Annotated in this window: 31 protein-coding genes and 1 tRNA gene; 10 read left to right on the top strand and 22 right to left on the bottom strand. The window is 65.5% G+C overall.

From position 1 onward, the window contains the following. The first annotated feature begins 49 nt into the window (after positions 1-49). Entirely contained in the window at positions 50-895 is an 846-nt protein-coding gene (locus MYCSP_RS09110) for an LLM class flavin-dependent oxidoreductase (protein ID WP_083013722.1), read from the top strand. A 3-nt stretch (positions 896-898) separates the two neighbouring features. On the opposite strand, the gene MYCSP_RS09105 is transcribed toward MYCSP_RS09110, so the two are convergent. The 7 genes from MYCSP_RS09105 to MYCSP_RS09075 form a co-directional block, all read right to left on the bottom strand. Continuing rightward, positions 899-1,234: a DUF732 domain-containing protein gene (locus MYCSP_RS09105; RefSeq protein ID WP_083013721.1), complete on the bottom strand. Its 336-nt coding sequence runs from the start codon at positions 1,232-1,234 to the stop codon at positions 899-901. 92 nt (positions 1,235-1,326) lie between these two features. Further along, positions 1,327-2,241: an LppU/SCO3897 family protein gene (locus MYCSP_RS09100; protein WP_083013720.1), complete on the bottom strand. Its 915-nt coding sequence runs from the start codon at positions 2,239-2,241 to the stop codon at positions 1,327-1,329. Positions 2,242-2,311: 70 nt separating this feature from the next. Continuing rightward, positions 2,312-3,142 (bottom strand): SCO1664 family protein, encoded by an 831-nt coding sequence (locus tag MYCSP_RS09095; RefSeq protein WP_083013719.1) that lies wholly within the window; start codon positions 3,140-3,142, stop codon positions 2,312-2,314. Then, a complete protein-coding gene (locus MYCSP_RS09090; RefSeq protein WP_070910912.1) occupies positions 3,126-3,713 on the bottom strand; it encodes a DUF3090 domain-containing protein in 588 nt (195 codons plus the stop codon). The genes MYCSP_RS09095 and MYCSP_RS09090 overlap by 17 nt, the downstream gene beginning before the upstream one ends. 46 nt (positions 3,714-3,759) lie before the next feature. Beyond that, a complete protein-coding gene (locus tag MYCSP_RS09085) occupies positions 3,760-4,452 on the bottom strand; it encodes a histidine phosphatase family protein (RefSeq protein WP_070910913.1) in 693 nt (230 codons plus the stop codon). Further along, positions 4,449-5,279: an undecaprenyl-diphosphate phosphatase gene (locus tag MYCSP_RS09080; protein WP_083013718.1), complete on the bottom strand. Its 831-nt coding sequence runs from the start codon at positions 5,277-5,279 to the stop codon at positions 4,449-4,451. Before MYCSP_RS09080 ends, MYCSP_RS09085 begins: the two co-directional genes overlap by 4 nt. Before the next feature lie 56 nt (positions 5,280-5,335). Further along, on the bottom strand, positions 5,336-5,650 hold the full coding sequence (locus MYCSP_RS09075; RefSeq protein ID WP_083013717.1) for a hypothetical protein: 315 nt from the start codon (positions 5,648-5,650) through the stop codon (positions 5,336-5,338). 89 nt (positions 5,651-5,739) lie between these two features. Here MYCSP_RS09075 and MYCSP_RS09070 point away from each other — a divergent pair, with 89 nt between their 5' ends. The 3 genes from MYCSP_RS09070 to MYCSP_RS09060 are packed head-to-tail and all read left to right on the top strand — an operon-like array spanning position 5,740 to position 8,119. Then, entirely contained in the window at positions 5,740-6,804 is a 1,065-nt protein-coding gene (locus MYCSP_RS09070) for a YncE family protein (protein WP_083013716.1), read from the top strand. Further along, entirely contained in the window at positions 6,801-7,058 is a 258-nt protein-coding gene (locus tag MYCSP_RS09065; protein ID WP_070910917.1) for a DUF5703 family protein, read from the top strand. The genes MYCSP_RS09070 and MYCSP_RS09065 overlap by 4 nt, the downstream gene beginning before the upstream one ends. Beyond that, the gene (locus tag MYCSP_RS09060; protein ID WP_083013715.1) at positions 7,058-8,119 is read left to right on the top strand and encodes a quinone-dependent dihydroorotate dehydrogenase; all 1,062 of its coding nucleotides are present in this window, start codon (positions 7,058-7,060) and stop codon (positions 8,117-8,119) included. The genes MYCSP_RS09065 and MYCSP_RS09060 overlap by 1 nt, the downstream gene beginning before the upstream one ends. Before the next feature lie 18 nt (positions 8,120-8,137). Here the strand turns inward: MYCSP_RS09060 and MYCSP_RS09055 are convergent, their stop codons facing one another. Both MYCSP_RS09055 and MYCSP_RS09050 read right to left on the bottom strand, forming a co-directional pair. After that, positions 8,138-8,659: a YbhB/YbcL family Raf kinase inhibitor-like protein gene (locus MYCSP_RS09055; protein ID WP_070910919.1), complete on the bottom strand. Its 522-nt coding sequence runs from the start codon at positions 8,657-8,659 to the stop codon at positions 8,138-8,140. A gap of 26 nt (positions 8,660-8,685) precedes the next feature. Further along, positions 8,686-10,014: a M20/M25/M40 family metallo-hydrolase gene (locus tag MYCSP_RS09050; protein WP_207565749.1), complete on the bottom strand. Its 1,329-nt coding sequence runs from the start codon at positions 10,012-10,014 to the stop codon at positions 8,686-8,688. Positions 10,015-10,140: 126 nt separating this feature from the next. On the opposite strand from MYCSP_RS09050, the gene MYCSP_RS09045 reads away from it, so the two are divergent. After that, a tRNA-Leu gene (locus MYCSP_RS09045) sits at positions 10,141-10,226 on the top strand. A 43-nt stretch (positions 10,227-10,269) separates the two neighbouring features. Here the strand turns inward: MYCSP_RS09045 and MYCSP_RS09040 are convergent. Next, on the bottom strand, positions 10,270-10,818 hold the full coding sequence (locus MYCSP_RS09040; RefSeq protein WP_407661693.1) for a TetR/AcrR family transcriptional regulator: 549 nt from the start codon (positions 10,816-10,818) through the stop codon (positions 10,270-10,272). A gap of 178 nt (positions 10,819-10,996) precedes the next feature. Between MYCSP_RS09040 and MYCSP_RS09035 the strand changes: the two genes are divergently transcribed. Together MYCSP_RS09035 and MYCSP_RS09030 are read left to right on the top strand one after the other, a co-directional pair. Continuing rightward, positions 10,997-11,560, top strand: coding sequence for a carboxymuconolactone decarboxylase family protein (locus MYCSP_RS09035; RefSeq protein WP_083013711.1), 564 nt, complete (start codon positions 10,997-10,999; stop codon positions 11,558-11,560). 1 nt (position 11,561) lies between these two features. Continuing rightward, positions 11,562-12,536, top strand: a complete 975-nt coding sequence (locus MYCSP_RS09030; RefSeq protein ID WP_088413640.1) for an MBL fold metallo-hydrolase — start codon at positions 11,562-11,564, stop codon at positions 12,534-12,536. A gap of 11 nt (positions 12,537-12,547) precedes the next feature. Here MYCSP_RS09030 and MYCSP_RS09025 read toward each other — a convergent pair whose 3' ends face one another. The 4 genes from MYCSP_RS09025 to MYCSP_RS09010 all read right to left on the bottom strand — a co-directional run bounded on the left by MYCSP_RS09025 (position 12,548) and on the right by MYCSP_RS09010 (position 15,016). Beyond that, positions 12,548-13,150, bottom strand: a complete 603-nt coding sequence (locus MYCSP_RS09025) for a M15 family metallopeptidase (protein WP_088413639.1) — start codon at positions 13,148-13,150, stop codon at positions 12,548-12,550. Between the two features lie 14 nt (positions 13,151-13,164). Continuing rightward, a complete protein-coding gene (locus MYCSP_RS09020; protein ID WP_088413638.1) occupies positions 13,165-13,620 on the bottom strand; it encodes a hypothetical protein in 456 nt (151 codons plus the stop codon). A gap of 45 nt (positions 13,621-13,665) precedes the next feature. After that, a complete protein-coding gene (gene wag31, locus MYCSP_RS09015) occupies positions 13,666-14,493 on the bottom strand; it encodes a DivIVA-like cell division protein Wag31 (RefSeq protein WP_070910934.1) in 828 nt (275 codons plus the stop codon). Positions 14,494-14,722: 229 nt separating this feature from the next. Then, on the bottom strand, positions 14,723-15,016 hold the full coding sequence (locus tag MYCSP_RS09010; RefSeq protein ID WP_070911436.1) for a YggT family protein: 294 nt from the start codon (positions 15,014-15,016) through the stop codon (positions 14,723-14,725). 209 nt (positions 15,017-15,225) lie between these two features. Here MYCSP_RS09010 and MYCSP_RS09005 point away from each other — a divergent pair, with 209 nt between their 5' ends. Genes MYCSP_RS09005 through MYCSP_RS08995 form a run of 3 tightly spaced genes read left to right on the top strand, consistent with a single transcriptional unit; the run spans position 15,226 to position 16,784 of the window. Then, positions 15,226-15,690: an SRPBCC family protein gene (locus MYCSP_RS09005; protein WP_083013706.1), complete on the top strand. Its 465-nt coding sequence runs from the start codon at positions 15,226-15,228 to the stop codon at positions 15,688-15,690. Beyond that, positions 15,687-16,028: an ArsR/SmtB family transcription factor gene (locus MYCSP_RS09000; protein ID WP_070910936.1), complete on the top strand. Its 342-nt coding sequence runs from the start codon at positions 15,687-15,689 to the stop codon at positions 16,026-16,028. Before MYCSP_RS09005 ends, MYCSP_RS09000 begins: the two co-directional genes overlap by 4 nt. 9 nt (positions 16,029-16,037) lie before the next feature. After that, positions 16,038-16,784, top strand: coding sequence for a DUF899 domain-containing protein (locus MYCSP_RS08995; protein ID WP_083013705.1), 747 nt, complete (start codon positions 16,038-16,040; stop codon positions 16,782-16,784). A gap of 58 nt (positions 16,785-16,842) precedes the next feature. On the opposite strand, the gene MYCSP_RS08990 is transcribed toward MYCSP_RS08995, so the two are convergent. The 8 genes from MYCSP_RS08990 to ftsW form a co-directional block, all read right to left on the bottom strand. Then, positions 16,843-17,472, bottom strand: a complete 630-nt coding sequence (locus tag MYCSP_RS08990) for a cell division protein SepF (protein ID WP_083013704.1) — start codon at positions 17,470-17,472, stop codon at positions 16,843-16,845. A gap of 88 nt (positions 17,473-17,560) precedes the next feature. Then, positions 17,561-18,271: a YggS family pyridoxal phosphate-dependent enzyme gene (locus tag MYCSP_RS08985; RefSeq protein ID WP_083013703.1), complete on the bottom strand. Its 711-nt coding sequence runs from the start codon at positions 18,269-18,271 to the stop codon at positions 17,561-17,563. Then, positions 18,271-18,978, bottom strand: a complete 708-nt coding sequence (gene pgeF, locus MYCSP_RS08980) for a peptidoglycan editing factor PgeF (protein ID WP_083013702.1) — start codon at positions 18,976-18,978, stop codon at positions 18,271-18,273. Before pgeF ends, MYCSP_RS08985 begins: the two co-directional genes overlap by 1 nt. 48 nt (positions 18,979-19,026) lie before the next feature. Beyond that, on the bottom strand, positions 19,027-20,190 hold the full coding sequence (ftsZ, locus tag MYCSP_RS08975; protein WP_070910941.1) for a cell division protein FtsZ: 1,164 nt from the start codon (positions 20,188-20,190) through the stop codon (positions 19,027-19,029). Positions 20,191-20,399: 209 nt separating this feature from the next. Next, positions 20,400-21,362, bottom strand: coding sequence for a cell division protein FtsQ/DivIB (locus MYCSP_RS08970; protein WP_083013700.1), 963 nt, complete (start codon positions 21,360-21,362; stop codon positions 20,400-20,402). Next, the gene (gene murC, locus MYCSP_RS08965; protein WP_070910943.1) at positions 21,359-22,831 is read right to left on the bottom strand and encodes a UDP-N-acetylmuramate--L-alanine ligase; all 1,473 of its coding nucleotides are present in this window, start codon (positions 22,829-22,831) and stop codon (positions 21,359-21,361) included. Before murC ends, MYCSP_RS08970 begins: the two co-directional genes overlap by 4 nt. Continuing rightward, positions 22,828-23,976, bottom strand: a complete 1,149-nt coding sequence (gene murG, locus MYCSP_RS08960; protein WP_088413637.1) for an undecaprenyldiphospho-muramoylpentapeptide beta-N-acetylglucosaminyltransferase — start codon at positions 23,974-23,976, stop codon at positions 22,828-22,830. The genes murC and murG overlap by 4 nt, the downstream gene beginning before the upstream one ends. A 45-nt stretch (positions 23,977-24,021) precedes the next feature. Beyond that, entirely contained in the window at positions 24,022-25,599 is a 1,578-nt protein-coding gene (ftsW, locus tag MYCSP_RS08955; protein ID WP_083013698.1) for a putative lipid II flippase FtsW, read from the bottom strand. Positions 25,600-25,606 lie beyond the last annotated feature (7 nt).

Genomic DNA, 25,606 nt, shown 5'->3' with positions numbered 1-25,606 from the left:
AGTATTACCCGATCCGGATTTGTCTGAGCTCGTCGGCATACTCGGCCCCATGACCGGCATGCGCTACGGAATCGTTCTGACGACGGGAGATGCGGCCGATGTCGCGGAGCTGGCCGCGCTGGCCGAGGAGGTGGGCTGGGACGCGATCTTCGGCTGGGAACCCGTCTGGGGCGTCGACGCATGGGTGGCCTTGACCGCGGCCGCCATGCGCACCACCCGAATCAAGCTCGGCACCATGCTGACTCCGCTCCCGCGCCGCAAGCCCTGGGATCTGGCATCCACCACCGCGACGCTGGACCGGCTCTCCGGTGGACGAGTCATCCTGTCGGTCGGAATGGGTGCATTGCACGATAATTGGCTGGCGTTCGAGCGCGACCAGGGCCGCAAGACCCGCGCCGAGCTACTCGACGAGGGACTCGACGTCCTGTTCGGGCTGTGGGCCGGCCAACCCTTCGGCTACGAGGGCAAGCACTACCGGGTGATGCCGACGACACACCTGGCACCCGACCCCCCGGCGCAGCGGCCGCGCATCACGACCTGGTGTGTGGGCCTGGCCGGATCACGCAAATCCATGTCCCGCGCCGTCCGCTGCGACGGGCTGCTGCCGAACATCACCACCGCGGACGGACGGTTCGACGCCGACCCGCCGTTGGAACGCTGGCTCGGCGCCGCACGCGAAGCCCGTTCGCTACGAAGCGAATTGGGCAACGAGGGCAGCTACGACATGGTGTACGAGGCGACCACCGATTGGAAGGAGCTCGCCGCCACCCGCGAGAAGATAGCGACCCTGCATGACGGTGGGTACACCTGGTACCTGGATTCGGACTGGGGTGGTCAGCACGACGATCCGCTGGCCGCGCTACGCGCCCGCATCGAAAACGGGCCACCGCGTTAGGCGTCAGTGCTTGACGTCAGGACACAGTGTCTTCGGAGCGATATCCACGATCGAGGCAACTTCCCAACGGGCCTGAATCCCCGGAAAAACCGTTGCGGCCGCAATCGCGTCCTCCTTGGACGCCCCGCCGCGCAACGCGTCACAGGCCCGATAACCGCTGGCAAGGTAGCGGGCCGACGCACCACCGAATATCGCGGTACCCGGCGTGGTGTCGTTCAACATCTGCAGGAACTCGACCTCGCCGTCGGCGTGAGCCGGCACCGCCAGCCCGACCCCCACAACACCCAGTAACGCAACGAGTAAACCGGTAGCCGAAAGCCCACGAAAGTTTGTGATCATGATGTCCCCTCTGACGAGGAGACGATCCTATTGCGCGCTAGGCACTGGTCGGAGGGGTTTTTCCGTAAGTCGAACCACCCCAGTTTTCAAGATCACGGCGCGAATTCGCCCGTACAGATCGCCATCGGTGGATCCGGGAAGGCGAAGGAATGCACGACGCCGGGCTTGCCCTTGCATTGCGCCGCTTCCTTGGTCCCCGGAATCACGAACAGCACGACGAACGCCTTCGGCGCCTGGCAGGAATCCGCGGCCACGAACACGGTGCTTCCCATCACAACGGCTGTCTGATAGCAGGAGCCGATGCGCAGTTGCGGGGCAATGCAATACGAGAAATCGCCGGCGGTGAATCCCGTGTAGGTCGCCCTGCACTTACCACCGGGAACCACCTCGATCACCCGCCACGCCGCCTTGGGGTCGGCACAGGTAACCGTCTTGTAGTCCGAAGGAGCCGCGAGCGCGATGCAGTCACCCACAGCGGCCACCTGGCCCGGGGCCTTGGGCGGGCCCGTCGGCGCCGGGGGTGGGACGGGCACCTGCGGCGGCGCCATCGGCGGACTGGGTGGCTGCACCGTCGGCGTCTGATAGGTCGGCGAGCCACCGACATTCGGCGACTCCGGGTTCGCGTAGGACACCGTGCTGGTCGGCGACGGGGCGGACTGTCGGGGGGCGCTTTCCCGGTTGAGTATCAGCACCAACACCAAGGCCAACACCACGACGACCGCGCCCGCTATCGACGCGATCAGGATCCACGGCTTGGACTGCTTGCGCGGAGCTTGAGGAGCCTGCCCCGGCAGGCCCGGATACATGGGCGGGACGGCGTACCCCTGCGGAACTCCGTCATACAGCCGGCCGATCGAGTCGTCCGGGTACTCCGCGGGCGCATACCCATACTGATCCTGCGCGTACCCGTACTGGTTCTGAGTCGGCGGCGCTCCCTGCCATTGCCCTTCGGGTGCACCCCACTGCCCGGTACCGCCGTACTGGTACGGATCGCCCGGTCCTGTCACGTCTGCACCCCCCTGACCCCGTTCCGTCTCGGAACACCATGCTTTGCCGACCAGGCTAGACGATCGGCAATCAAAAGGCGGGCCACGGTATGGGCCTGTGGCGATCGGGCATCGGCATCACCGGCTCATCCAGCATCATCGCAGCGCGTTGGCCCAAAGCTGCCACTTCAGCCGTAGTGATGTGGGCCGATAGGGCAGCCCCAAGGTCCCCCCGCAGTCCGTGATGGAGGCGAACGACATCGGTGAGCAACTCGGGCTCGACGGGCTTGCCCGACCAGCCCCACAGAACGGTTCGCAGCTTGTCCTCGGCGTGCAGGCAGATTCCGTGGTCGACACCGTAGACACCGCCGTCGGCGCCCCGCAGGATGTGACCACCCTTGCGGTCGGCGTTGTTGGCCAGGGTGTCGAAAACAGCCATACGGCGCAACAGGGCGTCATCGGCGTGGACCAACACGATCTCGGCACCGTCGGCATCCAGGGCACGCAGGATGGGCAGATAACCCGGCGCCACGGCATCCGGAAGGCAGATGTCGACCAAATCCAGCTCGCCCTCGGCGAGCTCGGGCTCGTGGATCCACCGCTGCACCATGCCAACGCCCGCAGGGCCGTCACGAAAGACCGTATACGGCACCACATTCCAGCCCAAATAGGCCGAGATCAGGTACGTAGCCACCTCACGACCGGCCAGGGTGCCGTCCGGGAAATCCCAGAGCGGCTGCTCGCCCCGCACCGGTTTGTAGACGCAGTGCACGCTGTCCCCCGCCTCGCTCTGGACCTCACAGAGAAATGTGGCGTTGCTGGCCGATCTGATGCGGCCGATGACGGTGAGCTCGCCGTCACGGATCGCGGCATGATCCTCGGGGTTGCCGCCAGGGCCCGAGTCGTCAGGACTCGGCGTCATCTGGCGCCCCGGGCACCGTCCCGCGACGGTAGCCGTTGGTGCGGACGCAGATGTGTCCGGCCGGATCGAGTGGCTCCTCGCACAGCGGGCACGGAGGACGCCCCGCGGAGACAACCCTGGTGGAGCGCGTCGCGAATTGTCGTGCCGCTTCCAGGGAAAGGAACACCCGCACAGCGTCCGGGCCGTCCTCGGAGTCATCGAGCACCACCGACGCGTCGAATTCCTGCTCGCTCACCGCGAGCAATTCGACAACCACCGAATTGGCCTCGGCATCCCAGCCGAGGCCCATGGTGCCGACCCTGAACTCAGCGTCCACGGGCATCACCAGCGGGTTGAGGTCCTCGACCACGTCCGGCTCGGGCGGAATCGGAGTCCCGAAACGGCGATGGACCTCCGACAACAGAGTTCCGATGCGTTCGGCCAGCACCGATACCTGCTGCTTCTCCAACATCACGCTCACGATTCGGGTCTCGTGGACGGCCTGAAGATAGAACGTGCGGTTCCCCGGCTCTCCGACCGTTCCGGCGACGAAACGGTCCGGGCTGCGGAATACGTGAATCGATCGCGGCATGGTGTCTCCAAAACTACCGGTCAATGAACCCCTCGTGCGAAGGGTTCTAATCGGTGGTGCCGCCCACTGGCGCGTCCGAGGCGTCTCCGGCGGGCTTCTCGGGCGGCCGCGCATGCAATGCGCTCGACAGGTCGTGGCCGGTGTGGTTCATGTGCATGACGAAGGGCCGCAGCTCGGTGTAGCGCACCACGCTCATCGACGCCGGGTCGGCCACGATGCGCTGAAACGCGTCCAGGTGCGTGCCGAGGGCATCGGCCAACACCGACTTGATGACATCTCCGTGAGTGCAGGCCACCCACACGCAGTCGCCACCATGCTCCTCGGACAGCCGTCGATCGTGCTCGCGCACCGCGGCCACCGCACGCGCCTGCACTTCGGCGAGCCCCTCACCGCCGGGAAACCGCGCGGCGCTGGGCTGCTGCTGGACGACTTTCCACAGCGGCTCGCTGAGCAGCTCCGCGATCTCGCGGCCGGTCCACTGCCCGTAATCCACCTCGGCCAGCCGCTCCTCGACGACCGGCGTCAGGTTCAGTTCCGCCGCCAACGGCGCCACGGTCTGCTCGCACCGCAGCAGCGGGGACGTGACGATCGCCTGGACCGTCACCGCGCCCAGCCGGTCAACGACACCGCGGGCCTGGAGCTGACCCTTCTCGTCGAGTTGGACACCGGGGCTGCGACCGGCCAGCGTGTGGGCAACATTCGAGGTGGAACGCCCGTGGCGCAACAGGATGACCGTCACGATGCGCTCACCACACCGGCGGCCAGCAGGCCCATTACCGTCAGACCCAGCACCACGCGGTATCCGACGAACCAGTACATGCTGTGGTTACTGATGAACCGCAGTAACCAGGCAACGGCGGCGTATCCGATGACGAACGCGATGAGTGTGGCCACCAGCAGCTGCGGGCCCGTCGCGCTCATGCCCTCGGTCACCGGATGGAAGGCGTCGGGCAGGGAGAACAGTCCCGAGGCCAGCACCGCAGGTATCGCCAGCAAGAATCCGAACCGGGCGGAGGCCGGCCGGTCCAAGCCCAGGAACAGCCCGGCGCTGATGGTGGCGCCAGAACGGGATACGCCCGGGATGAGCGCCAAAGCCTGTGCGCTGCCGACAATCACGGCATCCTTCATGGTGAGCTGCTCGGTATGACGCACCTGACGCCCGTAGTACTCGGCTGCGGCGATGACCAGCGCGAAAATGATGAGCGACGCCGAGATGAGCCATAAATTCCTTGCACCGGAACGGATTTGATCCTTGAACGCCAGGCCCAGTATCCCGATGGGCATGGTGCCGACAATGACGTACCAGCCCATCCAATAGTCAAAGTTTCTGTGCGCCTTGACGAACAGTCCGTCAAACCAGGCACGAAGAATGCGCCAGATGTCTTTGGCGAAGTAGAGCAACACCGCCGCCTCGGTACCCAGTTGAGTCACGGCGGTGAAAGAGGCTCCCGCGTCCTCGTCGAAGAACACTCTCGACACGATCGCCAGATGACCCGATGACGAGATGGGCAGGAACTCGGTCAGCCCTTGGACCACCGCCAGCACGATCACTTGCAACCAGGACATTGCCGCTACTGCCGAATCCACGACAGCGACCGTACTGGACGCGCCGGCAGATCGCCCTAGCCGGCCAGCAGCCGGGCGAGCCGGCTGGTGCTCACCGGCTGCGCGCCGGCGACCAGATCACGCACCGCGGCAACGATGCTGCGCTCGTCGGTGACGTCGATATCGGTGATCGGCCGGGTTCCCACCGCCACTACATCGCTGTCGTCGGGAACCAACTCGGTAAGGAAGGCTCGATAGATCTCGACACGCAGCAACGAATCCTCGATGCGGAAAGCGAAGCTACGACCATCGCCCACCTCACCAAATCCATTCGCGTGCACGCCCGTCACGAGGACCTCGACGGTGAAGACCGGACTGTCGGCAAGCGTCATGGTCCTTACGATAGCCCTCAGCTACCGACTGCTAGCACCGAACGCGCCGAGAAAGTCATCTCCTGTCCGGCAACCCCAGGTCAATTGCGATGATGGTTCCAATGAATCATTTACCGGGCCGCGATGTGCGCGGTATAAGGGGCACAGTCGCCGCGCTAGCAGCAGTCATCGCCGTGACCGCAAGCGTCCTGTCGGGCTGCTCATCAGGCAGCGATAGCGACAATTCGACCGATCCGCGCGTCATCACCCCGGCCGCTGCAGCACAGTCACCGCCTCTGACGACCGCGCCCGCCGGCACAGTGCACCGATTCGCCGGCCAGGCCGGTGCCGTGTTGTTCGACACCCCGACCGGCACGCTGTCGATTCTGGCCAATGGCGGCCGTACCGTGACGCTGTTCACCCCCGTGAATCTGGACGCCCCGCGTCACACCGCCTCGCTCGCCTCCCCGGCGACCGCGGTTGTCGGTGACGGTCGCGGCAAGCTCTACCTGTCCACCAAGGGTGGCTACTTCACGCTCGACATCGCCACCGGGCGCACCGACAAGGTCGACATCCCGGGCCAGGAGCAGATCGAGTTTTCGGCGATAACCCGGCGGCCCGACGGGCGAATCGTGCTGGGCGGCGGCGGAAGTGTTTTCACCCTCGACGCGCAAAACCAGGTGATCGCCCGTGCCCAGGGTTTCGCACACGTTGATTGCCTTGCCTACCAAGGAGATAGGGTTGCGGTTCTCGATCGCGCGCAAAGCTCGGTAACCACCCTGACGGACGTCGGCGACGGCACCGCCCATGCTCTTCGCGCCGGCGAGGGTGCCACCACGATGCTGGCCGACGACAAGGGACGCCTACTGGTCGCCGATACCCGCGGCGGCGCCCTGCTGGTGTTCGGGCTCGCGGATTCCCTCATCTTGCGCCAGCGCTATCCGGTGCCCAACGCGCCGTATGGACTCGCCTATTCGGGCAAGCTCATCTGGGTGTCGCAGACAGCATCCAACACGGTTATTGGCTACGATCTGTCCACTGGCATACCTGAGGAAAGGGCCCGATTCGCTACTGTGCGGCAACCTAATTCACTGGTGAGTGACGGATCCACCCTGTATGTGGCATCCGGTGCGGGCGATGGGATACAGGCCATCGACATCAGGAGCATCGGATGAGCAGCGCCTCGCGATCAAGCTTCCCGGCAGGTTGGGAAAGCGAACCCGATGACGACTACGACTACTACCCACTGCGACTGCCACCGGAGATCACCAGGATCACCGCCTCGTTGCGGTTGTCGATTCAGGCCGAGTTCGGCGGCTGGGAGCTCACTCGGGTACGGCTCTACACTGACGGAAGCCGACGGGTCTTGTTGCGCCGCAAGAAGCTACGCGGGAACCTCGGCGGCCCGTTGACGGCCCCGGTGATGTGATGCTGTACGCCATCCTGTTGCGGCTGTTTTTCGTCCTGCCGCCGGAACGCGCGCACACTCTGGTGTTCGCATCTTTGCGCGCCGCGGCGGCCTTCGGTCCGACTCGCCGGCTGATGAATCGTCTATGCGCCCCCACTGATCCCATCCTGGCCAGCGAGGTGTTCGGGGTGCACTTCCCCGCACCCTTGGGTTTGGCCGCGGGATTCGACAAGGACGGCGAGGGTCTCAAGGTGTGGGGCCCGCTCGGCTTCGGCTATGCCGAGGTGGGCACGGTGACCGCAATCGCCCAGCCGGGCAATCCGAAACCCCGGATGTTCCGGCTCAAGGCGGACCGCGGCATTCTCAACCGAATGGGCTTCAACAACCACGGTGCGGCAGCCTTGGCGCCCCGACTGGCGACTCGCAGGGCCACGGTGCCGATCGGCGCCAACATCGGAAAGTCGAAGATCGTGGAGGCTGCCGTCGCGTCGTCCGACTACCGGGTGAGCGCCCGGCTGGTGGGGCCCGCCGCCGACTTCCTGGTGGTCAACGTGAGCTCCCCCAACACCCCTGGGCTACGCGACCTTCAAGCCATCGGTGAGCTGCGTAAAATCCTGTCCGCGGTGCTGGAGGAGACCGCCACCCCGGTGCTGGTGAAGATCGCCCCCGATCTCTCCGATGCCGACATCGACGAGATCGCCGATCTGGCGGCCGAACTGGGCCTGGCCGGGATCGTCGCCACTAACACCACCATCAGCCGTGCTGGATTGCAGACACCGAATGTCGAAGATCTGGGCGCCGGTGGGATCTCGGGCCCGCCGGTGGCCGCGCGATCCCTCGAGGTGCTGCGGCGGCTGCACCGACGGGTGGGAGATCGCCTGGTGCTCGTCAGCGTCGGCGGTATCGAGGATGCCGATGACGCCTGGGCGCGCATCACCGCGGGGGCCTCACTGCTGCAGGGCTACACCGGTTTCATTTACCGGGGTGGCTTCTACGCCAAGCGAATTCACGACGGCATCGCCCAACGTCTACGTGACGAGGGCTTCGCCAGCCTTCAGGAGGCCGTCGGCTCCGCCTCCTAACAGACCCCCGCGAGGCAGCTAGTGCTGCTCGTAGGTGCCGTGGATGACGGCACGGGCAATCGCGTGCCCAAACAGGTTGAAGCCCAGATATGCCGGGGTGGCGCTTTCCGGCAGCTCAAGCTTCGGCACGCTCACGGCGTGCACGGCGATGTAATACCGGTGCGGTCCGTGACCGGCGGGCGGCGCGGCCCCGATGTACCGCTTGAGGCTCGCGTCATTGGCCAAGGTGATCGCATCCCCCGGCAAGTCGCTTCCGTTGCCCACGCCGGCCGGCAGCTGCGTGGTCGTCGCAGGCAGGTTCGCCACCGCCCAGTGCCAAAAGCCCGATCCGGTGGGGGCATCGGGGTCGTACACCGTGACGGCGAAGCTCTGCGTTTCCTCCGGGAATCCGGACCAGCTCAGCTCGGGCGAGACGTCCTGTCCCCCAGCGCCCATGATTCCGCTCACCTGCTCGATGCCGAGTGGCTGTCCATCGGTGACGCTGGCAGATGTCAGGGTGAAGGTCGGCAGCTGCGGCAAGGAGTCGTACGGAGAGGCCATCTGGGCGTCCTTTCAGTCGGTCGTGATCAGTGGTTGAGCAGGAAATGCTGAAGAACCTTGGTACCGAAGGTCAATGCGTCGACCGGCACGCGCTCGTCGACACCGTGGAACAACGACGCGAAATCGAGTTCGGGCGGCAGCTTCAGCGGCGCGAAACCGAAGCATCGAATACCCAACCGGGCGAATGCCTTTGCATCGGTGCCGCCCGAGAGCATGTACGGCACGGTGCGGGCCTCGGGATCGAATTCGAGCACCGCGGCATTCATCGCGTCGACCAGGTCACCGTCGAACGTCGTCTCGTAGGCCGGGAGCAGTTGCACCCATTCGCGTTCGACGTCGGGGCCGATGATCTCGTCGACCTCACGCTCGAAGGCCTCCAGCCGTCCGGGCAGCACCCGGCAATCGATGACGGCCTCGGCAGTCGCCGGAATGACATTCGCCTTGTAGCCGGCCTTGAGCATGGTCGGGTTGGCGGTATCACGCAGGGTCGCGCCGACAATCTTGCCGATCGAACCCAGCTTGGCGACCGTGCCCTCCAGATCCGGTGAGTCCGGGTCGAAGTCGTAGCCGGTCTCCTCTGCCACCGCTGCGAGGAACTGTGTGACCGCCTCGGTCAGTACCAGTGGGAAGCGATGCCGCCCCAACTTGGCGACGGCTTCGGCGACGGCCGTGACGGCGTTGTCCTCATGCACCATCGAGCCGTGGCCTGCCCGGGCCTTGGCGATCAGCCGCATCCAGGCGATGCCCTTCTCTGCCGTCTCCAGCAGGTACAGGCGCCGCTCACCGCCTTCCTTGCGGGGCACGGTCAGCGAGAAACCACCCACCTCGCCGATGGCCTCGGTGACGCCCTCGAACAGGTCGGGACGGTTGTCCACGAGCCACTGCGAGCCCCACTTGCCACCGTTCTCCTCGTCCGAGACAAAAGCCCAGACCAGATCTCGCGGCGGGACAATCCCAGACCGTTTGAGGTACCGGGCGATGGCCACCATCATCCCGACCATGTCCTTCATGTCGACGGCGCCGCGACCCCATACGTAACCGTCGTTGACCGCCCCGGAGAAGGGATGCACGCTCCAGTCCGCGGCTTCGGCGGGAACCACGTCGAGATGGCCGTGGACGAGCAGGGCGCCACGATCAGGATTCGCCCCGGGAAGCCGTGCGAATAGGTTTCCCCGTCCGGGCGCACCCGCCTCGACATACTCACAGGTGTATCCGACCTCTTCCAGCTGCTGCTGGATCCACCGCGCGCACTCGGCCTCACCCTTGGTGGTTTCCAGCTCTCCGGTGTTTGAGGTATCGAAACGGATCAGCGTGCTGACCAGTTCGACGACCTCGTCCTCGGGCGCCGGTTTCACAGAAGTCACAACTACCTTTCCTACCATCGTCGGAGACTGCACACCGGGCGCGGGCAACCGGTTTGGGCCTTGTGCAGGGTTTCCGCTAGCCTATGACGGCAACCACGGGCCATAGTGCCCGCACTTGTCCGAGTGGCGGAATGGCAGACGCGCTAGCTTGAGGTGCTAGTGCCCTATTAACGGGCGTGGGGGTTCAAGTCCCCCCTCGGACACACACGATCCGCCGGCACTCACAGCCATGCCGAGTTCCGCTTTCTAGCCGCCACGCGACGTCAGATTGATCAACGGTAGATAGACGGTGTCGAACAGCTCCGCAAGCGTGTCGTCGTCAAACGGCTTGCGGGTGAAGAACAGCTCGTGGCGCATGAGCGCAAGGATGCTCGTCGCCACAGGCAGCGGAATGTCTTCCGGGCCGATCTCACCGCGCTCGCGCGCCTCGCACAAGGCCTGCAGCACGGTGTGGTCGACCCATCCGGCGATTGCCGTCGTCATGTCGTCGGCCAACTGGTCGTCGGCCTCAGCCAATAGGCAGCGGTAGTTACCAATCCCGATGCGCTGCAGCTCCCGGAGCAAGGCCCCCAACAGTGCCAGCACGTCTTCACGCAAGGAAGTGGCCGATGCGAGCCGCGCGGGTGGGTATCGCAGCGTCGGCAGCGCGTCGGCGACCATGTGCGCACGAGATCGGTAGCGGCGGTACAGCACCGGCTTGCTGGTCTTGGCACGACGGGCCACACCCTCGAAAGTGACCCCCGAGTAGCCGTGTTCCTTCAGCTCCGCGTATGTCGCGTCGCGGATTGCCGACATCAGCGCTTCGTCGCGCCGCCGCGTACCCGCCTCCACCTGCGGTGCTTCCACGCTTTCCCTCAAGTCTCCAGTAGACACGTTGCGTATCTTACGCGTGCTATCATCGAATCAAGCAAGATACGGATCGTTTCTTATGGTATCGCTGGCGCCGCCCGGCCCTGCCCCAGGAAGGAAACTCATGAGCGTCGTTCTGCCGACGGTGGCCGATTTGAGCCCCACGCAACGGGAAGCATTCGATCTGTTCCCGGCCAATCTGACCCGAGGCCTGGTGATGACGAGGAACAGCGCCAAGCCCTATCTCGCATTGGGGCTCTCCTTCAGAGACGGCGGGCTGGCTCCGGAGACCAGAGAGTTGGTCATCTTGCGTGTCGGCGCGGTTACGCACGCCCAGTACGAGATCCACCACCATGCCCCCGAGGCGCAGCGCGTCGGAGTGCCGGCCGAGGTGATCGACGCGGTGGTGTCTGGGGCAGATTCTTTCGGCGACGAGCGCCTCGACGCACTGATCGGTTTCGTCGACGACCTTCTTGCCGGGATCACCAACGCGCCCGCGGGCACCGCCGCGGTCCAGAAGTTCTACTCAGACAACGAAATCGCCGAAATCGTACTGCTCACTGGGCATTACGTGATGACAGCACTCTTCCTCAAGACGCTGGGCATCACTGCCGAAGGTGAGGGCGAGACGAAAGACATCCTCACGACCGCCACGAACACGTTGCGTTCAGAAGAAGGGCAGAACTGACATGACGCAGGATTTCGCGTTCCAGAAGGGACTCGTCGAACTCGGCGGAGGCGCACACGTTTTCCTCTCCGGCGATGAGGGCTTCGGGCTGGCCAACGCGGGTCTGGTGGTCAGCGATGGCGAATCACTGGTCGTGGACACCCTTTACGATGTGCGGCACGCACGGGAGATGCGTGCCGCGTTCGGGCAGCACACGGCCACCGCCCCGGTGCGATATGTGCTCAACACGCACACCGATGGCGACCACTTCTTCGGTAATCAGGCATTCGCCAACGATGTCGAGATCATCGCCACGGAAGCCGCCAGTGCGCTCATGGTGCAGGAGCACGCCGACCTGACCGCCGAGCTGCTGGGCGGCAGCGCCGACCCGTCTTCACCTATGCACGTGTTGGCTCCACTGGCCAAGCCCTTCCGCTTCGATGAAGTACGCGTTCGGCCCGCGGACGCCACGTTCTCGGGCGAGAGGGCGCTTCGGGTGGGCAAGCTCGACGTCGAGTTACATGAGCTCGGTCCGGCCCACACCGTCGGAGACGCGATCGCCTTCCTGCCCGAACACAAGGTGCTCTTCTCCGGCGACTTGCTGACCCGCGCCATCGTGAAGGTCGTCTGGTCGGGTTCGATCCCCAACTGGATCGCCGCGTTGGAGCGCATCCGCGCCTTCGGCGCCAAAACCGTTGTACCCGGGCATGGTCCGGTGCTCGTCGGCCCCGAGATCGACGCGGCCGTCGATCGCGGCATCGCGTTCTGGTCGGATTTGCACGAGCAAGCGAACCGCCTCTACGACCAGGGCATCCCCGTCGAGGACGCGACTGCCCTCATCGATGTCACGAAATATCCTGAAGCGATGGTCACCTTGCCGATCATCATCGCGGCGATCTACCACGAACACGACCCCGAAATTCCCTTCCAAAACCTCACCCAGGCAATGGAATCCATCTCTGGTCAGCTCGCCAAGGCCGCAGCAGGTCAGAAGTAAAGCAAGTCCGACTAACCTGCCGCGTTAGTCCGCAGCGGCGGACACTGCCCTTCGGCATCCGCAGTCAGCTCGTAGTGCCACTTCTCGTTGGCGAAGACCTGACACAGACCGAATTGAGTGCTGTGCGCCAGCATCCAGCCGTAGGCCGAGGCGGGACCTATGTCGACGGCCTTGCCCGACACATGATGCGATTCATCCGGAGTGGCCACCCATTGTCGGGCCACCGCAAGGCTGCCGTATGTCTGTACCGCATCATCGAGCAGCTGCTGCTGAAATGCCCTCGAACGCCAGCCGGACGTGATCACGAGTGCCACCCCGTCGGCCGAGGCGCTGGTCGCGGCGTCCTGGACCGCTCGCAGGAGCGGCGGGTCCAGCCTGATGACCGCCAACGAGGAGGTGTCGAACGGACTGACCGGCGCGGACAATGCGCCTCCGTCCGGCTCCTCGCCGAGCGTACTGGGCGTCGACAGGGGCGGAACGGTCGTCTGGGCCGTCACCAGAACGATGGTGGCCACCGCGTCGGAATGGCCGCTCACGGCCGGGCCCGCGCCGTGGCATGCCGACAAGGTGAGCGTCGTGGCGGCGGCCAGGCCCACGATTGCACCACGCGACATCCGACAAGGTCCCGTCACGAGCGGTGCGGCTCGTCCTCGTCCTCGTCGTCCACGTCGAACTGCTCGTAGGTCTCTTCAGCGGACGAATGATGGTGAGCGGCGGTGGCAGCCTCCTTGAGGCTCACCGCGCCGGCTGCAGGGGTGGCGCTCTCGCGCACCGCCGGAATCACCGAGGTCTCGGCCGGATCAGCTTCTGGCTCAATGGCTTCCGCGCCATCCTCGGCCACAGCGGCGGAGTCGGCCTCCTCGTCGGAGTGCTCTTCGTCGAGTTCGCCGCCGTCCTCCCCGGATTCCTCATCAGATTCCAGAGCACCGGCATGCCGGTCGCGGATGGCATCGACGATCATGAGCACCACGCCGACGGCTGCCGCGGCGATACAGATGAAGGCAAGAACCTCGTTACTGGTGACGACTGCGGCCACCAGGGACGCCAGACCGACGGCGGCCAGTACCAATGCGACGATCAGCATCGCGAATCACTCCTCATACGTGCCGCGAGCATAGACCGATCTAAATCAGTAGTTGTTCCCACGGTTGAACTGGCCGAAACCGGCTTCCTTGGATGCGTTTTCGTTCGAAGCCCCCGCATCGACGGGCGCGGCGGAACCGCGCTGGCCAAGCTCCTCGAGCTGAGACTCGAGGTAGGTCTTGAGCCGGGTGCGGTACTCACGCTCGAATGTACGCAACTGCTCCAGACGCCCCTCCAGCACCGTGCGCTGCTGGTTGATGGTGCCCATGATCTCCGAGTGCTTGCGCTCGGCATCGGATTGCAGGGCATCGGCCTTCTCCTGCGCCTGGCGCAGCTGGGTCTCGGAACGGGTCTGGGCATCCGAGAGTAGCGCCTCGGCCTTGGTCCGTGCCTCGGTGACCGTCTTGTCGGCGGTGGCGCGTGCCTCGCTGACAATCTGGTCCGCATTTGCGCGAGCATCGGCGAGCATCTTTTCCGACTCGGACTTGGCGTTCCCGGTGAGACGGTCCGCGGTGTCCTGTGCCAGGCCCAGGATCTTGGCCGCGCGCACGTGGTGTTCCTCGGTCGACGCACCGGCCGGAGCAGCCGCCACCACGGGTGCCGGTGTCGGCTCCGGCTTAGCGGGCTCGGGCTTCTTCTCGGGCTTGGGGGCCTCGTAGGCGGGGGCCGCGCCGCCGCCCTTGCGGGCCTCGGCCAGCTCCTGGTCCAGCTCCTGAACCCGCTGACGCAGATCCGAGTTCTCCTCGATCAGGCGGGCCAGCTCGTTCTCCACCAAGTCGAGGAACGCATCAACTTCGTCCTCGTTGTATCCACGCTTACCGATGGGTGGCTTACTGAACGCGACGTTGTGTACATCAGCTGGTGTAAGCGGCATTGCCTGCCCCTATCAAGTCTCGACGTCTGGAATCGTATTGCAGTGTAAAGCGAACATGCGGTCTCACTGTAACTGGCGTCCATCCTGTCACATCAGACCCGCCGGTCGCAGCAGAGCTTGTTAAGTATCCCTCTGACGTGCATAAAAATACTCTGAGGCTTTGGATATGACGCGTATTCGTATCCAGATCGATGTGAGTTGAATACCGAAATTCTGCGTCGCTACGGGCTTAGCCAGCCGCCATCAGGAACGCCACCCGCATGCCAAAGAATCCGACCAAAAGCAGCAAAGTAATGGATAGGTCGAATCGCACCGCACCAAGGGACAGCGGCGGAATGAGACGACGCAATAACCGCACCGGCGGGTCGGTGATGGTGAAGATGAGCTCCAGAATCACCACCGTGGCACCCCGCGGATGCCAATCACGGCTAATGGACTGAATGGTCTCGATCACTATGCGCGCGAACAGCAGCAAACAGAAGAGCAAAAGCGCGTAGCCAATGATCTCAAAGAACAGCGCCAACGGACCCCTCACCGGCCAAGCGTGAACAACCACGCGCGGGCTTCTTACAACAGCGCCCCCAGCCTACCGGCAGGGCCCGCCGGACCGCCTGCCGCACAACAAATCCCCTGGACCGCGCCGCAGGGCCCCTGATTGGCAACTAGTGGTTGCATATTGTTCGATTCGGGACTAGCGTCATACGCAACCGATCGTTGCGAGTAAGGAGAGACATGTCATACGAACGGATCGAGCGAGAGCTTCATGTCGACGCGACGCCAGAGGTGGTTTTCTCCGTCATCAGCCGCCCGGAGCATATGAGGCAGTGGTGGCCCGACGAGGCCGAGTTCGCCCCGACCCCCGGGACGCGGGGTGAGATCTCCTTCCACGGCGAGGAGCCAGACCAGATCCACGTCTTCGGGCTCACGCTCGTCGACGTGGATCCGCCGCGGCGGTTCTCGTTCCGTTGGTGTTATCCGGAGGGGCACACGGCGAATCCTGAAAATTCGCTACTGGTCACTTTTGACCTGACACCGTCGGGCACGGGCACACGCGTGCGGATGACCGAGGTCGGCTTTCGGGACCAGGGCCGGACGGAGTCGGAGGTCGCCGAGCAGTACGAGGCCCACGAGGAGGGTTGGGCACAGCACCTGCCCCGGCTGGCTCCCTGTGCTCTGGAGCTGGCGGGCCGATCATGACGGCCGTCATCGACGACGACCTGTGGGCGGCGGTCGGCGACCCGACGCGGCGTCGGGTCTTCGATCTCATCCTCAGTGACGGTATGGCGACCGCGACCACGCTGAGCGACCGTCTTCCGGTCACCCGCCAGGCCGTGACCAAACATCTCGCAGTTCTCGACAAGGCCGGCCTGGTCCACGCCACCGCCAACGGCCGAGAGAAGCAGTACCGCGCCAATGCAGAGCAGGTCGCACGCATCGCCGAGCAGCTCACCGCGGTGGGTGCCGCATGGGATCGACGGCTGGCACGCATCAAGCAGATCGCCGAGAGCCTGCAGAACACCGAGAAGGCCGAATAGGAGATAGTCATGAAGACACCCGCCATCGTGCCGGCACAAGAATGGGAACACGCCCATCAGCAGATGCTCGCCGAGGAGAAGGCATTCACCCGAGCTCGCGACGCCTTGGCCGCCAAGCGCCGACGCATGCCCTGGACCGAGGTAGACAGCTCGTACCGTTTCGAGGGCCCCGAGGGCGCGGTGAGCCTGCTCGACCTGTTCCAGGGCCGGCGCCAGCTCATCGTGTACCGCGCCTTCATCGATCCCGGCACGGGCGATTGGCCCGAACACGGATGCATCGGCTGCTCGCTGATGGCCGACCACATCGGCAATCTGGCTCATCTGAATGCCCGCGACACCACCCTGGTCTACGTCTCGCGCGGATCCCAGGCCGATCTGGAACGCATCAAGACCCGCATGGGGTGGCAGATCCCTTGGTACACCATGGTTCCCGAGAGCACCTTCGACCGGGATTTCGGTGTCGAAGACTGGCACGGAACCAACGCGTTCATCCGCGAAGGCGACCGCGTGTTTCGCACCTACTTCATCAACAACCGCGGGGACGAGGCCTTCAACAACACCTGGACATTCCTCGACATGACGGCGCTGGGCCGTCAGGAGACGTGGGAAGACTCGCCGCAGGGCTATCCACAGTCCCCCGCATATGAATGGTGGGACTGGCATGACACATACGGGGCACACGAACCGTCACGCTGGTTCGGAGACCCGGACCCCGACGATCCGCACGATCCGAGGCCGGCCAAGCCGTGCCACTAAACACGAATCGGTGCAAGGAGCGCGCTGAGCGCACCTTGCACCGATTCGACAGGGAGACTTACTGGTAGGAGTAGAAACCACTCTCGGCGATCCGACGGCGCTCCTCGGCGCTGACGTCGATATCGGCCGGAGATAGCAGGAAGACCTTGGTCGCCACCTTGTCGAACGAACCGCGCAGCGCGAATGCGAGTCCGGCGGCGAAATCCACGACGCGCTTGGCGTCGGCGTTGTCCATCGACACCAGGTCCATGATCACCGGGGTGCCGTCCCGAAAGCGCTCACCGATGGTGCGGGCCTCGCTGTAGTCCTTGGGACGCAGCGTGGTGATCTTCGACAGCGGGCTGCCCTCCTCGAAAATCGCGGCACGGCGCGGATCCATGGCCAGCGCCCCACGAGTCGGGGCACTGCCTCGCAGCGAACCCAAACGCGGTGCCGGACGGTCGAATTCACGGGGAGCGCGGAAGCGGTCCTCGTCCGCGTAACCGCTCGGGGCACCCGGACGGTAGCCGGGCTCGTCGTAGCCGTAGTCGGCATCGTCGGCGAACCGATCGCCACGACGCGGGTAACGGCGATCCTCGACGGGCGCGCGACGGGGCGCGGGGGCGTCGACATCGTCGTAGTACTCGTCGTCGTAGTCGTCCATGGGAGCCATGCCGAAGTAGGCCTTGACCTTGTGCAGCGTGCTCATCGCGTGACCTTCCGTACTTGGGCTAAATGGCGTTCAGTTGTTCGCTCGGTCTCTACAGCTGTGTTGCAAATGTGACTGGAGTGACGATCTACCGTGACGTTAGCGGTCGTTGCCCCATCAACGCCGTTCCGACACGCACACAAGTGGACCCATATTTAATGGCGGTCTCCAGGTCGTTGGACATTCCCGCCGATAAGCGATCGGCCTGCGGATAGCGCTGCCGAACGCGTTCGTGTTCTTGCTGGAGCCGACGAAACGCCTGGTCGGGATCGGCCTCTCGAGGAGGCAGAGCCATCAGACCGGCAAGCTCGAGATGCTCGCTGGCGACAACCTGTGCGCACAGCTCGTCGACCCCGTCGGTATCCGTGACGGGCAGCCCGCCCCGTGCGGTGTCGCCGTCCAGGCTGACCTGCAGGAACACCTGCAACGGCTCCGACCTCTCCCCTGCCCCGCGCGCCCTGTCCAACGCAGACACCAACCGCGCGTTGTCCACCGAATGCACCGAATGAGCCCAGTGGGCAACCGATTTCGCCTTGTTGCGCTGCAGATTTCCCACCATGTGCCACTGAATGTCGCCGTGACCGACCTCTGCCACCTTCGCCGCCGCCTCCTGGTCCCTGGATTCCCCGAACGCGCGACACCCCAACCGGTACAGCTCCTCGACATCGCCGGCCGGAAAGAACTTGGTGACCGGCAGCAATTGGATGTGTTCCGGGTCCCGATCGGCAGCGGCCGCGGCGGCACGGATCCGTTCCCGCACTGAGGACAATGCCGCACTCAATTCCTCGGCACGCGTCATCAGCTGAGCCAGATCACCGACGCCAGTCGACCGGTGCGCGGCTCCCGGCGATAACTGAACAAATCGGTGTCCTCCACCGTGCACCGCGGGTCGATATCGATTGCCGTCACACCCAATCCGGAAAGCTGCCGGGCGATTCCGGCGCGCAGATCCAGACCGGGAGTTCCGGTGGACGTGGTGGTACGGCTGCCCGGCAATGCCTGCTCCACATCGGCGGCCATCTCAGCGGGCACCTCGTAGTGGCTGCCGCTCACCGCCGGCCCCAGAAAGGCCGAGATGCGTTCCACCTGCGCCCCAGCGGCGACCATCGCCTCGATGGTCCGCGGCACGATGCCGAGTTTGGCGCCCACTCGTCCGGCATGAGCACCCGCCACCACACCCGCGGCCGCGTCGGCGAAGAGCACCGGCACACAATCGGCGGTCAGCACTGCCAGCGCGATACCCGGTTCACTGGTCACCAGCGCGTCGGTCTCCGGAATGACGGAGGTACCGGGCCCCTCGACCCGGTGCACGTGGTCACCGTGAACCTGTTGCATCCAGATCAGATGATCGTCGGGCACCCCCAGGGCACCGGCGAGCCGGGACCGGTTGGCCGCCACCGCATCCGGATCGTCGCCGACATGATCGCCGAGATTGAAGCTGTCAAACGGCGCACGAGACACTCCACCGCGACGGGTGGTGGTAACGCGTCGAACTCGAAAACCCATGAGTAAGAAGGAGTCCCTAGCCTCGTTGGAGGCTCTTCGCGCAAGCGCTCATCGCCGCATGAAGGGTGGCACGTCGACATCGTCCTCGTCGCCGCCGCCGAGCGTCACCGTCGACCCGTTGGTATCCCTGGGCAGGCTCTGCGCGTCGATGGTGTCGAAGATGCTGGTGCCGTTGGTGCGCGAGCCGTTCACCTCACCTGCCTTACCGGGGGCGACCGTCCCGGGCGCCGCGGCACCACCCGGGGTAATCGGCTTGCGACTCGGACCACCGGCGTCGAAACCGGCGGCGATGACGGTGACCCGCACCTCGTCGCCCAAGGAATCGTCGATGACGGTTCCGAAGATGATGTTCGCTTCCGGGTGCGCCGACTCCTGCACCAGCGAGGCCGCCTCGTTGATCTCGAACAGCCCCAGGTCGCTGCCACCGGCGATCGACATCAGCACGCCCTGAGCACCCTCCATGGAGGCCTCGAGCAGCGGTGAATTGATGGCGGTCTCGGCGGCTTTGAGCGCGCGGCCATCGCCCCGCGATGACCCGATGCCCATCAGGGCGCTGCCGGCACCCGACATGACGCTCTTGACGTCGGCGAAGTCGACGTTGATCAGACCCGGCGTGGTGATGAGATCGGTGATGCCCTGAACACCGTTGAGCAGCACCTCGTCGGCGCTGCGGAACGCGTCCATGAGCGATACCGCGGCGTCACCCATCTGCAGCAGACGGTCGTTGGGGATGACGATGAGGGTGTCGCAGCTTTCACGCAGCGAGCCGATACCCAGCTCGGCCTGACCGCTGCGGCGCTTTCCCTCGAACGAGAACGGCCGGGTGACCACGCCGATGGTCAGCGCGCCGAGCTTGCGGGCGATACTGGCCACCACCGGTGCGCCGCCGGTACCCGTGCCACCACCTTCACCTGCGGTGACGAAGACCATGTCGGCGCCCTTGAGCAGCTCCTCGATCTCGTCCTTGGCGTCCTCGGCAGCCTTGCGGCCCACATCGGGGTCCGCACCGGCGCCCAGGCCGCGGGTCGAATCGCGGCCGACGTCGAGCTTGACGTCAGCATCGCTCATCAACAGCGCTTGCGCGTCGGTGTTGATCGCGATGAACTCGACCCCCTTGAGGCCGTGCTCGATCATGCGGTTGACGGCGTTGACACCGCCGCCACCGATGCCGACGACCTTGATCACCGCGAGGTAGTTGTGTGGAGGCGTCATGGTCGCCTTCCTCCCTGGTTGCTGCCGTGGTCTGTCAGATCTGGAACCCTCTGCAAACTCTCAACCTCTACCTCAGGCTTAGAGTTATGTCAGGTTGTCCCGCTGAAACAGAACGGTAGGGGGCGCGGTTAACCACGCTCGGGAGGCGCGCCGAAAGATGCCGGGATTTTCGCGTGGCTATTTCCAGAACCCCTGGGCGGCAGAGCGCCCTACTTGACGGTGGGCAGATCCGGGCTGGAGACGTCGTAGTTGCGGCCGGGCTGCGTGAGCAACGCACCGAGCTTTTCGGCCTTTTCCGCGGTCCGCTCGGTGGTCCCCCACACGATGGTGCGCCCGTCGTCGAGCGTCAGCGTGATCGACGACACCGACGGCGCCGCGATCTTGGCGACCTGCCGCGCCAGGTCGGGTGCCAGCGAGGTGAGCACCTGCAGCGCCGCCTTGGTGGTCGGGTCCTGCGGGCCGGGAGCCACCACATCCAGCGCCGGGATGCCCGGCGGCGGCGGTTCGGTGCCGAAATCCACCCCGTCACGGTCTATCAGGTGCGTCCCGTCGCCGCCGGTCCAGGCCGCGACGGGAACCCGTTCGACGATCGTGACGCGCAACGTCGACGGGTACTCGCATTGCACGCGGGCGCTGGCCACCCTACGGATGCTCGCCACCCGGTCCGCGGCGGCGGCGGTGTCGATCTGCAGCAGTCTGGTGCCCTTCGGGATGTTCAGTGCGCCAAGGACATCTTCTTGGGTGACCACTCCGGTGCCGGTCACCACGGTCTGGCGTACCGACATCAGCGGCGTGAAATACAGAATCGCCCCGAGACCCACCGCGATCAGCGCGAGAAGAACCGCCAAGAGCAGAGTCTGCAGACCCTGGACCTTGCCGCGGCCGGCCCCCTTGCCCTGGTCGACGTACTTGCCCTTGGCCGCCGCCTTCGCCTCACGACGAGCCTGCTCCAGGGCGATCGCGCGGCGCTGGGCCTCCCGGCGCTCCATCCGCTCGCGCCGGGCCCGCATGCGCGGCCCCTCGGCGTCGTCCGCGGTGACATCGCCCTCCTCGACCGGCGCAGCGGCGGATTCCTCGCTGATCTCGTCGGCCTCGATGGACACCTGATCCGCATCCACCGCATCCACCGCGTCCTCGGACGGACCTTCGGAAGTCCCGTCCGGCTTGCTCATTGGCCGTTCCTGGGTGGTGGCCAGTCATTGGCGCGAGCGCGCAGTGCGCGCACGATCTCCTTGCCCTGCAACGTGACATCGCCCGCGCCCATGGTGATCACCAGGTCGCCGGGTGCGGTGGCTGCGGCGACCTTGTCGGCCACCGTCGACAGATCGGGCAGGTAATGCACCGGAACCGTGGAGATCTGTTCGGCGATCAGCGCACCGCTGACACCGGGCAGCGGTGCTTCCCGCGCCCCGTAGACGTCGAGCACGAACACCAGATCGGCGATGCTCAGCGCCTCGGCAAACTCTGTCGCGAAAGCTGCTGTGCGGGAATACAAGTGAGGCTGAAAAACCACGACGGAACGGCCGTGTCCCTGCTGCGCGACGATCCCGGAGACCGCCTGCAGCACCGTGCGCACCTCGGTGGGGTGATGTGCGTAGTCATCGAACACCCGCACCGACTCGACCGACCCGACCAGCTCGAATCGGCGGCGCACACCCTCGAATCCGGCCAACCCGTCGAGCACGTCATCGACGGATGCCCCGATCTCCTTGGCCGCCACCACCGCGGCCAAGGCATTCAGGGCCATGTGCCGACCGGGCACCGCCAGCCGCATGGTCCGCGGTGTGGTCTCCCCTGTCAGCTGGATCTGGGCGGTGGCTCCGGTGTCCTTGAACTGCCAATCCCGCAGCCACCCCGCCACGGGGACATCCCCGGCCTCAGCCTGCTCGACGCTGCCGTATCCACGTACCAGGATTCCGCGCTCGTGTGCCCGGCGCGCCAACGCGGCAGCACCCGGGTCGTCCAGGCACACCACCAGGACTCCCTCGGGCCCAAGAGTTTCGGCGAACTCATCGAACACCGCGGTGTACGCCTCGACGCTGCCGAAATGGTCCAGGTGGTCGGCCTCGATGTTCGTGACGATGATCAGGTCGGGCCGGTATTGCAGCAGAGAGCCATCGCTCTCGTCCGCCTCGGCCACGAACACATTCCCACTGCCATGGTGGGCGTTGGTACCGGCCTCGTTGAGCTCACCGCCGACGGCGAAGGACGGATCGTATTCGCAATGCTGCAGTGCCACGATGAGCATGGAGGTGGTGCTGGTCTTGCCGTGTGTTCCGGTCACCATCAGCGTGCGATATCCGGCCATCAGGTCCGCCAGCACCACCGGACGCAGCAGCACCGGTATCCCCCGCCGGTTCGCTTCCACCAGTTCGGGATTCGTCTTGGGTATGGCGGCATGGGTGGTGACGACCACCGTGGGACCACCGGGCAGCAGGTCCAGGGCGCCACCGTCATGTCCGACGTTGACGAGGGCGCCGCGGGCGCGCAGTGCCAACACCCCACGGGACTCCTTGGCATCGGAGCCCGATACCTGCGCTCCCCTGTCAAGCAGAATCCTGGCGATACCGGACATTCCGGCGCCACCGATGCCCACCATGTGCACACGACGCAGGTGCTCCGGCAGTGGACCAACGTTCATCGCCGTGCTCCCCGTCCCTGAGACCGCTGCTCGCGGGCGACGTCCAGCGCCACCTGGGCGACCTGCCGTGCGGCATCCGGATGCCCGGACAGCGCTGCGGCCGATGTCATCTCCGCGAGCCTGCCGGAATCGGACACTATCTCGATCACCATGTGCGCCAATGTTTCCGGGGTGAGTTCGCGATCCGCGACAATGACACCACCGCCGGCGTCGACGACCGGCAACGCGTTGAGCCGCTGTTCACCGTTACCGATGGGCAGGGGTACGTAGATGGCAGGCAACCCAACCGCCGAGACCTCGGCGACGGTCATCGCGCCGGATCGGCACACCGCGATATCCGCAGCGGCATACGCCAGGTCCATGCGGTCCAGGTACGGCAGGGCCACATACCTCGGGGCACCCGGGGCGCGCTCGGGCAGCTCGACCGTGTTCTTCGGCCCGTGTGCATGTAACACCGAAACGCCTGCAGCGGCAAGGTCGTTCGCGGCGGCTGAGACGGCGTTGTTCAGGGATACCGCCCCCTGGGAACCTCCGAATACCAACAACACCACGGCGTCGTCGTCAAAGCCGTAATGGGCGCGCGCCTCCTGCCGCAGGGCGGCCCGATCCAGTGAGGTGATAGACCCGCGAACCGGGACACCGACCACTTCCGCGTGACGCAAGCCGGAGTCCGAGACCGCCGACAGCACGCGCTGCGCGCGGCGGGCCCCAACTCGGTTGGCAAGGCCTGCACGGGCATTCGCCTCGTGGATGACCACCGGGACACGGGAGCGACGCAACGGCCCGCGGCGAGCGGCCAGATAGGCGGGCAGGGCGACGTATCCGCCGAAACCGATCACCACGTCGGCGTCCACGTTGTCGAACACCGCCCGTGTCTGCCGAACCGCCCGGCGCACCCGCAACGGCAGCCGCATCAGGTCGCCGGTCAGACGCCGCGGCAGGGGCACCGGAACGATCAGCTCCAGGTCATAGCCGCGATCGGGCACCAGCCGGGTTTCCAGCCCGCGCTCGGTACCGAGTGCGGTGATCCGCACCGACGGGTCGATCTCGCGCAGCGCGTCGGCGACCGCCATGGCGGGCTCGACGTGTCCCGCAGTACCGCCACCGGCCAGTACCACCGAAAGCGGCCGAAGTTCGTCACTCACTCCGGGAGCATCCTTTCGGTCTGGCGGCAATCACATGTTCAGCGACTATCGATGGGTTCGGGCCCGTGAACTCCCGGCCCGGGATTGCTCACGGGACCGGCCGCTCGCGCGCGTGCCCGAGGCCCTGCGCACCTGCTGTACCTGCCTATGATGCCCTGCGTCGCTCTCGGTGCGTGCACGTGGCTTGCGCTTGGGCGCCTGCGCGGGCTCCGGCTGCCGCTTGCGCTCGGGCTGCGGTTTGGCCGCCGCGGCGCTTTGTGCGGCCGACTTGGCGCGGAGCCGATCACGCGCGCTGTCGATGCGGGGCGGCACGTACGGCTCCGGAGCGGGGAGCCGTAGCAGCCTGTTCATCCGGTCCCCGGTCCCCGCACGCAGCGCGGCGACAGCCTCGGGTTCATGGCGTGCCGCATTCGCGATCAGACCGATCATGAAAAGGGCCGTGGCCGTGGCAGTTCCACCCGAGGAGATGAGGGGAAGCTGGATACCGGTCACCGGCAGCAGACCGATCACGTATCCGATGTTGATGAAGGACTGCCCGATGACCCACATACCGGCGGTCGCGGTCAGCATCCGCAGGAACGGATCGGCACTGCGCTTGGCGATGCGCATGGCGGTGTATGCGAAGACTCCGAACAGGGCGAGCACCCCGAGGCAGCCGACAAAACCGAGCTCCTCGCCGATGATCGCGAAGATGAAGTCGTTGTGGGCGTTGGGTAGGTAGTGCCATTTGGCCGAACCCTGCCCCAGCCCCTGGCCGAAGAAGCCACCCTGTGCCAGCGCGAATCGCGCCTGCCGGGACTGATAGCCGGTCGCCTGTGGGTCCGCGGACGGATCCAGCCACGCCTTCACCCGGTCCGAGCGATACCCGGCCGAAACGGCCAGAATGGCCGCGGCCAATACGGCGGCGACCACCGAGCTGAGGAAGACCTTCAGCGGTAGACCGGCGTACCACAGCAAAGCCAGCAAGATGATGCTCAGGGAGACCGTCTGCCCGAGGTCGGGCTGGATGACGATCAGGATCAGCGCCAGGAGCGCGGCCGGCACCAGCGGCACCAGCATCTCGCGCAGCGTCGCCTTCTCCATGCGGCGCGAGGCCAGCAGATGTGCACCCCAGATCGCAAAGGCGATCTTGGTGAGCTCCGAGGGCTGCATCGACATACCGCCGTAGACGAACCAACCACGAGAACCATTGGAGTACGTGCCGATTCCGGGCACCAGCACCAGGGTGATCAGCACGATGGTGAAGACGAACGCGGGGAACGAGTACTTGCGCATCACCCGGATCGGGGTGCGCAAGGCGATGTAGAAACCCACCAAGCCGACGCAGACCCACAGCACCTGCTTGCCGAAGACGGTCCAGGCCGATCCGTCGACGTCATAGGACTCGACGCCCGACGCGGACAGCACCATGATCAGGCCGAGGGTAGTCAGCAACGCCGCGACCGCGACGATCAGATGGAACGACGTCATCGGGCGGTTCAGCCAGGCGCCCAGACGAGTGCGGGCGACCAACCCGTCGCCCTTCGTATCGGAGGACTTCTTGGCGGCCTTGGCCGGGGTCTTGGTGTCGGCGCTCTTCTCGGAGCGGAAGATTCTGGCGAAGGGAGCGGTCAGGGTCGACACGGCGAGG

This window comes from Mycobacteroides saopaulense (assembly GCF_001456355.1).
Lineage (GTDB): Bacteria > Actinomycetota > Actinomycetes > Mycobacteriales > Mycobacteriaceae > Mycobacterium > Mycobacterium saopaulense.
This window is presented reverse-complemented; position numbering and strand designations above follow the sequence as displayed.